General features: G+C 69.1%; 4 protein-coding genes and 1 tRNA gene. 2 read left to right on the plus strand and 3 right to left on the minus strand.

Annotated features, from left to right (window positions below; translation table 11 throughout):
* Window positions 1-207: 207 nt before the first annotated feature.
* Window positions 208-1,293, plus strand: a complete 1,086-nt coding sequence (gene rnd / locus D180_RS14340) for a ribonuclease D (RefSeq protein WP_017913345.1) — start codon at window positions 208-210, stop codon at window positions 1,291-1,293.
* 102 nt (window positions 1,294-1,395) lie between these two features.
* On the opposite strand, the gene D180_RS14345 is transcribed toward rnd, so the two are convergent.
* Complete coding sequence (locus tag D180_RS14345; protein ID WP_010344215.1) at window positions 1,396-1,800, minus strand: H-NS family nucleoid-associated regulatory protein; 405 nt, start codon at window positions 1,798-1,800, stop codon at window positions 1,396-1,398.
* A gap of 231 nt (window positions 1,801-2,031) precedes the next feature.
* On the opposite strand from D180_RS14345, the gene D180_RS14350 reads away from it, so the two are divergent.
* Window positions 2,032-2,107: transfer RNA gene (locus D180_RS14350), tRNA-Ala, on the plus strand.
* A 193-nt stretch (window positions 2,108-2,300) separates the two neighbouring features.
* Here the strand turns inward: D180_RS14350 and D180_RS14355 are convergent.
* Together D180_RS14355 and D180_RS14360 are read right to left on the minus strand one after the other, a co-directional pair.
* On the minus strand, window positions 2,301-2,483 hold the full coding sequence (locus tag D180_RS14355; RefSeq protein ID WP_017913346.1) for a hypothetical protein: 183 nt from the start codon (window positions 2,481-2,483) through the stop codon (window positions 2,301-2,303).
* 84 nt (window positions 2,484-2,567) lie between these two features.
* Window positions 2,568-3,089 (minus strand): chemotaxis protein CheW, encoded by a 522-nt coding sequence (locus D180_RS14360; protein WP_017907720.1) that lies wholly within the window; start codon window positions 3,087-3,089, stop codon window positions 2,568-2,570.
* Between the last annotated feature and the right edge of the window lie 122 nt (window positions 3,090-3,211).

A 3,211-nucleotide genomic window follows, 5' to 3' on the forward strand; every position in this document is an offset into this window, starting at 1 on the left:
TCGGCGGCCGGCGCCGACGGCTGCCGCGCACAGCCGGCCAGCGCTGCCGCAAGCATGCTCCAGACCATCACAACGCCGCTGCTGCGCACTTTTCCTCCGAACCATGGACCTTGCGACGCCATCCCGTCCGGCGCGCCGTGCGGCCGGCGGAGCGACGTTAGGCTATTCTCGCCTGCCTGAGCAAACCCTGCAGTCAACGGAAATCACGTGCCTTACTGGATCAAGCAACCTGCCGAGCTGAGCGAACGGCTGGCGCAGCGACCGGCCCGCATCGGCCTGGATACCGAATTCGTCCGCGAACGGACCTACTGGCCGCAACTGGCGCTGGTGCAGATGGCCGTGGGCGACGAAATCCTGCTGATCGACCCGCTGATCCCGGGCATGCCGCAGGCGCTGGCGCCGTGGCTGAGCGACCCGGACATCCTCAAGATCATGCACAGCGCCAGCGAAGACCTGGTCGCCTTCAAGTGCGCCTGCGGCACCCTGCCGCGGCCGCTGTTCGACACTCAGATCGCCGCCGGCCTGGCCGGGCTCGGCGCCGGCATGGGCTACCAGAAGCTGGTGCTGGAAATCACCGGCGTGCACCTGGCCAAGGGCGAGACCCGCTCGGACTGGCTGCGCCGCCCGCTGTCGCCGGCGCAGCTGGAGTACGCCGCCGACGACGTGCGCCATCTGTTCGCGCTGCACGACAACCTGCAGGCGCGGTTGCAGACCCTGGAGCGCGGCGACTGGCTGCACGAGGACGGCGAACGCCTGCTCGGCACCGTCGAGCACGACGACGGCGAACGCTGGCCGCACCTGGGCATGCGCTCGGCGCAGTTCATGGACCGCCCCGCGCAACTGCGCCTGCTGCGCCTGTTGCGCTGGCGCGACGCGCAGGCCCGGCACAGCGACAAGCCGCGCAGCTGGATCCTGGACAACGAACTGGCCGCCACCCTGGCGCGCTTCCCGCCGCAGGACCAACCGGCCATGCTGGCGCTGTTCGACAAACACCCCAAGGCGCCGCGCAAGCTCAGCGATGCGGTGTGGCAGGCGCTGACCACCCCACTGGCCGACGAAACCGACGCCCCGCAGGCGCTGGCCGCCAACGACGACAACAAGGCCGCGCTGAAGCGGCTGCAGGACGCGGTGGCCGCACGCAGCGCCGAACTGGGCCTGCCCGACGGCCTGCTGGCCTCGCGCAAGCACCTGGAAGCCCTGCTGGAGAGCGCGCAATGGCCGGCGCCGCTGGCGGGCTGGCGCCGGCGCGAACTGGAACCGCGGCTGCAGCCGCTGCTGGCGGCCACACGCTGAGCGGGCGCGTCCGGGCCGATCGCGCCGCCCCGTCCGCGCAGCGCGATCGGGTCAACGATCGGGCATAAAAAAGGCCAGGAATTCCTGGCCTTTTTCGTTCGCTCAATACTTGAAGAGCGGGAACTTCAGATCCGGATGGCGCGCCTTCCATTCGTTGTAGGCGGCGGTGCCTTCCCAGGCGGCGAACGCCTTCGGCGTACGACCGCGGCCGGACCAGGTTTCGCCGGTGTGCGGCAACTGGTACTTCGGCTTGACCTCGCTGCGACCGCCGGCGGACTTGCTGCTGGCCGGCTTGGGCGCCGCGCTGGTCACGTAGGCGGCGATCTCGTTGCGCTGCTTGGCGCTGAAGAACTCGGCGAACTGCTCCAGCAGCGACAGCACGTTGGCATGCGCCGCATTGGTTTCGCCCTCGCGCGCCTGCCGCTCCTGCTCTTCCAGCTTGCGCATTTCTTCCTGCAGCTTGGCCTTGGCTTCGGCGATCTGTTGCAGGTTGCGAACTTCCGTCATGTGTAAAAGACCTGTCTTTAGTAAAAGGTGTGAAGCGGACGGTATATTTCGTCCGGAACGAAATCACCGCGGGGGATTTCGGCCGTCGAGTATATCGACTCCATGCGAGCGCTGTAGACAAAAGGCGAACACGTTTTCCGGCCCGACCGGTCCCCTGCGCCGGCGCCGCCGATGTTGCACTGCCCCCCTTGGCACGCGGCCCCGTGCCCAGTTACACTACGCGTCTGATGTGGGGCGGTAGCTCAGCTGGGAGAGCGTCGCGTTCGCAATGCGAAGGTCGAGGGTTCGATCCCCTTCCGCTCCACCATCTTGCCGTCTTCGACGGTGCAAACGAGGTCAGACAGCCACCAGGCTCTCTGGCCTTTTTTGTTGGCCGATCTTGGGCCTGGTCGCGCTCGATCGCGCGGGGTGCGCCGTCCGCTGGCGCGCCACGCAGTCCTTGGCCGTCGTCCTGACGGAACGGGAAGCGGGATGCACTCCGATCCTTCCCGCCGCATCGCTCAGTCGTGCCCGTCCTGCCCCGGCTCATCCTGGCCGGAACGCGGGCCACGCTCGTGCGCCTCGCGCAGCTTCTGGTCTTCCAGGCCCGGCCGCTGCTTGGCGGTGTCGTCCTGGGCACGGTCCTGCCGGCCCTCGTGGATGCCCTGCTGCTTGCCGGACTGGGTGGTCTCGTCGTTTGCCATGGTCTGCACCTCGCTGGGGCGGATGCCCGTTCGCCGCCACCCTAGCGAGGCCGCCGTGATGCATGGATCACGGCCTACCTGACGTCACGCCGCCAGCGCCGGTGCGCCGGCCTCGGCGATGTCGTCGCTGCGCAGCAGCCGCGCGCGGTCCAGCAGGATCACCAGCCGATCCTCCAGCTTGCCCATGCCCTGCAGCAGGTCGCGGCGGATATCGCTGCCGAAGGCCGGCGGCGCCTCGATCTGCTGCGGCGGCAATTCCAGCACCTCGTTGACCGCATCCACCAGCAGGCCGAAGGACTGCGCGCCACCGCCCTCGTCGGTGGCGGCGCTGGCGATGACGATGCAGCTGCGCCGGGTGACCTCGCTGGGCCCGCGGCCGAGCCGCGACTGCAGGTCCACCACCGGCACCACCGCGCCGCGCAGGTTGATCACCCCGCGCACGCAGGCCGGCATGGTCGGCACCGGGGTGGGCGGACGGTACTCGATGATCTCGTGGATGCCGGCGATGTTGAGCCCGAACAGTTCGCGGTCCAGCTGAAAGGTCAGGAACTGCCAGCCACCCTGCGGCGCGTGCTCGGCCGCGCTCTCGTAGCGATCGTTGTGCATGTTCTTCCCCTTCAGAAGTTGACGAACTGGCCTTCGTCCGGCGCATCCGCCAGCGCGTAGGCCGGCACCGGGCGCGCACGCGGGCGCAGGGCCTTGCCGGCGTCGCGCAGCGGCCGGGTGGC

Source organism: Xanthomonas sp. SHU 166 (assembly GCF_000364685.1).
Taxonomy (GTDB): Bacteria; Pseudomonadota; Gammaproteobacteria; order Xanthomonadales; family Xanthomonadaceae; genus Xanthomonas_A; species Xanthomonas_A sontii.

Coding starts and splice junctions, on each gene's coding strand:
- D180_RS14360 (WP_017907720.1), bottom strand. CDS start 3,089: ATGCACAACGATCGCTACGAGAGCGCGGCCGAGCACGCGCCGCAGGGT.
- D180_RS14345 (WP_010344215.1), bottom strand. CDS start 1,800: ATGACGGAAGTTCGCAACCTGCAACAGATCGCCGAAGCCAAGGCCAAG.
- D180_RS14355 (WP_017913346.1), bottom strand. CDS start 2,483: ATGGCAAACGACGAGACCACCCAGTCCGGCAAGCAGCAGGGCATCCAC.